3 protein-coding genes and 1 pseudogene are annotated in these 5489 nt (G+C 70.8%); all 4 read right to left on the reverse strand.

Going from position 1 to position 5489, the window contains the following annotated elements:
• Positions 1-1113, reverse strand: a 1113-nt coding sequence (locus BLS70_RS21445) for a HAMP domain-containing protein (protein ID WP_091771700.1), incomplete at its 3' end; no start/stop codon positions are given.
• Positions 1114-1358: 245 nt separating this feature from the next.
• The gene (locus BLS70_RS20330; RefSeq protein WP_255362629.1) at positions 1359-2966 is read right to left on the reverse strand and encodes a methyl-accepting chemotaxis protein; all 1608 of its coding nucleotides are present in this window, start codon (positions 2964-2966) and stop codon (positions 1359-1361) included.
• 302 nt (positions 2967-3268) lie between these two features.
• On the reverse strand, positions 3269-4885 hold the full coding sequence (locus BLS70_RS20335) for a methyl-accepting chemotaxis protein (protein WP_091771703.1): 1617 nt from the start codon (positions 4883-4885) through the stop codon (positions 3269-3271).
• A 266-nt stretch (positions 4886-5151) separates the two neighbouring features.
• Positions 5152-5489 (reverse strand): annotated as a pseudogene (locus BLS70_RS20340) (methyl-accepting chemotaxis protein); the annotation flags it as partial.

Below are 5489 nucleotides of genomic sequence, written 5' to 3' on the forward strand. Positions count from 1 at the left end.
CACCGTGGCGGTCGTCCGCTCGGCCGCCGACACCGCCCGCGACGCGACCTCGCTGGCCTCCGCGGCGTTGCTGGCGATCTCCCGGATGGACGCACCCATCTCCTCCGCGCCGGCGGCCACGGTCTGCACGCTGCGGGACACCTCTTCCGCAGCACTCGAGACGACACCGGACTGCGCCGAGGTCTCCTCCGCTGATGCCGAGATCTGCGCCGAGGAAGCGGACAGCTCCTCGGAGCTGGCAGCGACGGCATCCGCCGAGCCGGCGACCTCTCCGAGGACGGCCCGCAGGGTGTTCACTGCCACATCGAGCGCATCGCCCAGCTGACCGATCTCGTCACGAGACTCGAGCTGCGCCGCGACGGTCAGGTCTCCGGCAGCGAGCGCCTCGGCCACCCCCTTCACCCGGTTCAGTCCACGCGTGATCGCGCGAGCCACCAGCATCCCGACCGCGGCGGCCACGACCAGCCCGACGAGGACGAGCACGACCATGGTGGTACGGGTGTCGGAGTACTCGTCGTCCGCGGCGCGGACCGCTGCATCGGCCGCTGCGGCCTCCGCCTCCGTGAGTTCGCCGAGCAACTCCTCCACGCGGCTCATGTGCGGAGTCAGGTACTGGTCACGGGCACCGAAGTACCCCCGGGTGTCGCCCGCGGCGCTTCTCGGCAGGGCCTGGGAGACCACGCCGTCGGCAAAGCTCGCGTACTCGGCCCGGACCTCCTCGATCGCCCCGGCGTCCCCGGTGCGCGTGTGCTGCGCGTAGGCGGCGATGGCGGCGTCGAACTCAGCGGCCCGTGCGGCGAACTCTTCGGCCCAGCTCTCCTTGAAGGCGGGGTCCAGGGAGAAGGCGTGGCTGGTGACTGCGAGCTGTGACCCGGTCATGGCGAGCTCGGCGGCCGCCAGGTCGGCGGTGCCGGCCAGGTTGTGGTCGGCCAGCCCTGTCGTGGCGTCGTGGGTCGAGGAGACGGCGCCGAGCCCGACGACGCCCACAGCTGCAGCCAGCGCGACAGAGACCGCGACGCTGCTGAGCACCTTGGTACGCACCGGACGGTCCGCCCACCAGGTGGCGGGGGAGAGGTGGCGGGTGCCGGACGCGAGGGCTGTGGACGTGCTCATGACGGGCTCCGAGAATCAGGAAGAATGGCCATCGGCCGATGTACACCACCAGCATCAGGCCGATACGGCCGAATGCGTCCCGCATACAGAGCGTGTCGCGCCGGGACCGCACCGTTCACCGGCGACCGCCATTCCCGTGTCGACATGGAGCCCACCGGGGATGACAGACCAGTCGCCCGGGAATGGCGAATGCCGGTGGTGACCGATACGGCCGCCACCGGCATTCGCCAGGGAAGGAGGACGTTCTAGTAGGTGAACCTCCCGACCGTGGTGCGCAGGTCGGCGGCCATCCGGGACAGCTCGTCGACCGCGGTGCGCGTCTGGGTCAGCGCCTGCGTCGTCGAGTCGGCCGCGGTGGAGACACCGGTGATGTTCTCCGCGATCTGCGTCGTCCCACCCGCGGCCTCCTGCACCGAGCGGCTCATCTCGTTGGTCGTGGCGGTCTGCTCCTCCACGGCGCTGGCGATCGTCGTCTGCCGGTCGGAGATCTGCGCGACGATGTCCGAGATCTCGCCGATGGCGGCCACCGCGGCCGTGGTGTCGCCCTGGATGGCCTGGACCCGGCGCGCGATGTCCTCGGTCGCCTTCGCCGTCTCCTGCGCGAGCTCCTTGACCTCGTTGGCCACCACGGCGAAGCCCTTGCCCGCCTCACCGGCCCGCGCGGCCTCGATGGTCGCGTTCAGCGCCAGCAGGTTCGTCTGCTCCGCGATGCTGGTGATCACCTTCACCACGTTGCCGATCTCGGCCGAGGACTCGCCCAGCTTGGCCACGGTGGCCGTCGTCGTCTCCGCGGCGGTCACCGCCCGGGCAGCGACCTCGCTGGCCTCCGCGGCGTTGCTGGCGATCTCGCGGATGGAGGCACCCATCTGGTCGGCGCCGGCGGCAACCGTCTGCACGTTGCGGCTGACCTCGTCCGCGGCACCGGCCACCACGCCCGACTGGGCGCTGGTCTCCTGGGCAGAAGCCGAGATCTGCGCCGAGGACGCGGACAGTTCCTCCGACGAGGCGGCGACGGCGTCGGCGGAGGAGACGACCGAGGCCATCACCTCGCGCAGGTTCTCCTGCGCCGCATCCAGAGCCGCGGCCATGCGACCGATTTCGTCGGACTGCGTGACGCCGGTCCGCCGGGTCAGGTCACCCTCGGCGAGCCCCTGCACGACGGCCTGCACCGCGGACAGGTTGCGGCGGATGCGGCGCGCGACCAGCAGGCCGATCGTCGCGGCCACGACGGTGCCGACCGCGACCAGCGCGATCAGCAGGATCCGCGAGCGGTCGTTGGTCGCGGCGACGTCGGCCGCCGAGGTGCGCGCTTCGGCGATCTCGGAGTCGACGAGCTGGGTGATCCCCTCGCGAAGCGACGTCTGGAACTCCTGCGACTCGAGGTAGGCGGGAGCGGCCGTCGCCAGGTCCCCGGCGGTGAACGCCTCGGTCACGATGGCGAACTTCTCGCTCCAGCCTCGGTAGCTCGCCAGCACCTGCTCGGACAACCGCTGCTGCGCCGGGGTCGGTGCCGTGGTGGCGTACTGCTCGGCGGCGGCGAGGAACGCGGCGCTGCCTTCCTGCGCGCCCGTGGTCCAGGCCTCCCTGTTCTCCTCGCTGACGCCCGGCAGCATGAGAGCGGTCTGGTTGAGCTGGATGCCCAGCTGCTGGGCCCGCATCTCCTCGGCCTGCACCAGGGCCTGCGTGCTCTCCCGGTAGCTGCTGTCGAACTCGTCGGCCGCCTGGTCCAGGGAGACGGCACCGACGGCGCCGACCGCGATACCGGTGACGACGGCCACGGAGACCGCCGCCAAGATCTTGCGCGACACCGACACATTGGCCAGGGAGCGCCGCGCACCACCGTTCTTCGACAACGCACACATCCATTTCGCACTGAGGGAGGACCGGCCCGACCAGTCCGGGCGGCGGGTCACCGCGGACCGCCGGCGACACGGCTGAAACATAAACAGCCTGGGAATGGCGGGGAAGAAGGGAAGCCTGCGTGTCGTGGGACTGTTGTGACACGATTTCACAACGAAGTCGACACGCGGGATCGCCATTCGCGGTCACCATTCCGGATTGTCGACATGTCTTTCCGCTAATGGCGCGCAGTGCCGCGCGACGCACGACGGCCCCGCGACCGGTGGGTCGCGGGGCCGTCGTCCGGCAGGGGTGATCAGTAGGTGAAACGGCCCACCGTGGTGCGCAGGTCCGCGGCCATCCGGGACAGCTCGTCGACCGCGGTGCGGGTCTGGGTGAGCGCCTGGGTCGTGGAGTCCGCGGCGGTGGAGACGCCGGTGATGTTCTCCGCGATCTGACCCGACCCGGCGGCGGCCTCCTGCACCGAGCGCGACATCTCGCTGGTGGTCGCCGTCTGCTCCTCCACCGCGCTGGCGATGGTGGTCTGCCGGTCGGAGATCTGGGCGACGATCGCCGAGATCTCCTCGATCGCACCCACTGCGGCGCCGGTGTCCTTCTGGATCGCCTCCACGCGGCGGGCGATGTCCTCGGTCGCCTTGGCGGTCTCCTGCGCCAGCTCCTTGACCTCGTTCGCGACGACCGCGAAGCCCTTGCCCGCCTCGCCGGCCCGGGCGGCCTCGATGGTCGCGTTGAGCGCCAGCAGGTTCGTCTGCTCCGCGATGCTGGTGATCACCTTCACCACGTTGCCGATCTCCGCCGAGGAGTCACCCAGCTTGGCGACCGTGGCCGTCGTCGTCTCCGCGGCGATCACCGCTCGGGACGCCACCTCGCTGGCCTCCGCCGCGTTGCTGGCGATCTCCCGGATGGAGGCACCCATCTGCTCGGCACCCGCGGCCACGGTCTGCACGCTCCGGCTGACCTCGTCCGCCGCGCCGGCCACCACGCCGGACTGGGCGGAGGTCTCCTCGGCCGAGGCCGAGATCTGCGCCGACGACGCCGACAGCTCCTCCGAGGACGCTGCCACCGCGTCTGCGGACTGGACCACCGAGGAGAGCACCGTGCGCAGGCTGGCCTGGGCGGATCCGAGCGCGGCGGCCATGCGGCCCAGCTCGTCGTTGGACTCGACGACGGGTGCCACGGTCAGGTCGCCCGAGGCCATGGCCTCCGCGGCGCGCTGCACGGAGCGGACCGAGCGGGTGATCTGCCGGACCACGATCAGCGTGACAGCGATCGCGACGGCGATGGCGCCGGCCGCGGAGACGAGCAGGAGCCGGATGGCCGACGAAGCGTCCTCGGCTGCCTCGGCGTTGCGGTCGGCCGCCTCGGTGGACTGGGCGATGCCCTCCTCCTCGAGCCCGTCGGCGATGTCGCTCAGCAGCGGGCTGGAGACCTCGCGGTAGACCTGCGCGTAGGTGGTCAGGTCGCCGGCGTCGGCGGCCGGGAACAGCTGGGCCTCGTTGCTCGCCAGGAACTGCGCGCGGGAGTCCAGGTACTTGTCCATGGCGGCCTGGTCGACGACGAACGGCTGGTAGGCCGCGAGGGCAGCCTCGACGTCGGCCTGCTTCTCGTCCATCTCGCCGCGCAGCTCCTGGCGGCGCTCGGGGTCGGACACGGCGTACTCGAGCACCCGGGCGCGGTGGGCGGCGGTGGCCCGCTGCACGGCGGAGAGGTCGTTGAGGGGACGGAGGTTCTCGTCGTAGATGCGCTCCTGGTCGGACGCCATCTCCGACATCCGGGTCATGGCCAGGCCCATGGTCGCGATCATCACGACGGCGAGGAGCCCGACGACGGCACCGATCTTCACGCCGACCGGGCGATCGGCGAACCAGCGGAATCGACCGCCGGTGCGGGTGGGGGAGGTGCTGACGGACATCCTGCGCTCCAGCTGCGGACGAGGACCGGTGGGGCTTCACCGGTGCTGCTCGGGGGACGAGATTCCCCTATCTCCGAAACAATGCGAGCCGTTTTCACACGTGTCGCAGGCATTCGGTCGAGAATGTCCGGCGACCGCCATTCGGAAGGCGCCATGTCGACAATGTCGTTGGCGCAATGATCACCCGGGAATGGCGAGAGGCGCACGACCGGACCGGTCGTGCGCCTCTCGCGCTCAGGAGAACCCCGGAGGGTCGGATGGGCTGCCTAGTAGGTGAACCGACCCACCGTGGTGCGCAGGTCTGCTGCCATCTGGGACAGCTCGTCGACGGCGATGCGGGTCTGGGTCAGCGCCTGCGTGGTCGACTCCGCCGCCGAGGACACCCCGGTGATGTTCGCAGCGATCTCGCCGGTCCCGTTGGCGGCCTCCTGCACCGAACGCGACATCTCGCTGGTCGTCGCGGTCTGCTCCTCCACCGCGCTGGCGATGGTCGTCTGCCGGTCGGAGATCTGCGCGACGATCGTGGAGATCTCGTCGATCGCGGCGACGGCTGCGGTGGTGTCGCCCTGGATCGCGAGCACCCGCTTGGCGATGTCCTCGGTCG

The sequence above is a fragment of the Blastococcus aurantiacus genome, assembly GCF_900102425.1.
GTDB lineage: Bacteria > Actinomycetota > Actinomycetes > Mycobacteriales > Geodermatophilaceae > Blastococcus > Blastococcus aurantiacus.

Excerpts from the sequence above, each read along its gene's own strand:
- BLS70_RS20335 (WP_091771703.1), bottom strand. The coding sequence starts at position 4,885 with ATGTCCGTCAGCACCTCCCCCACCCGCACCGGCGGTCGATTCCGCTGG.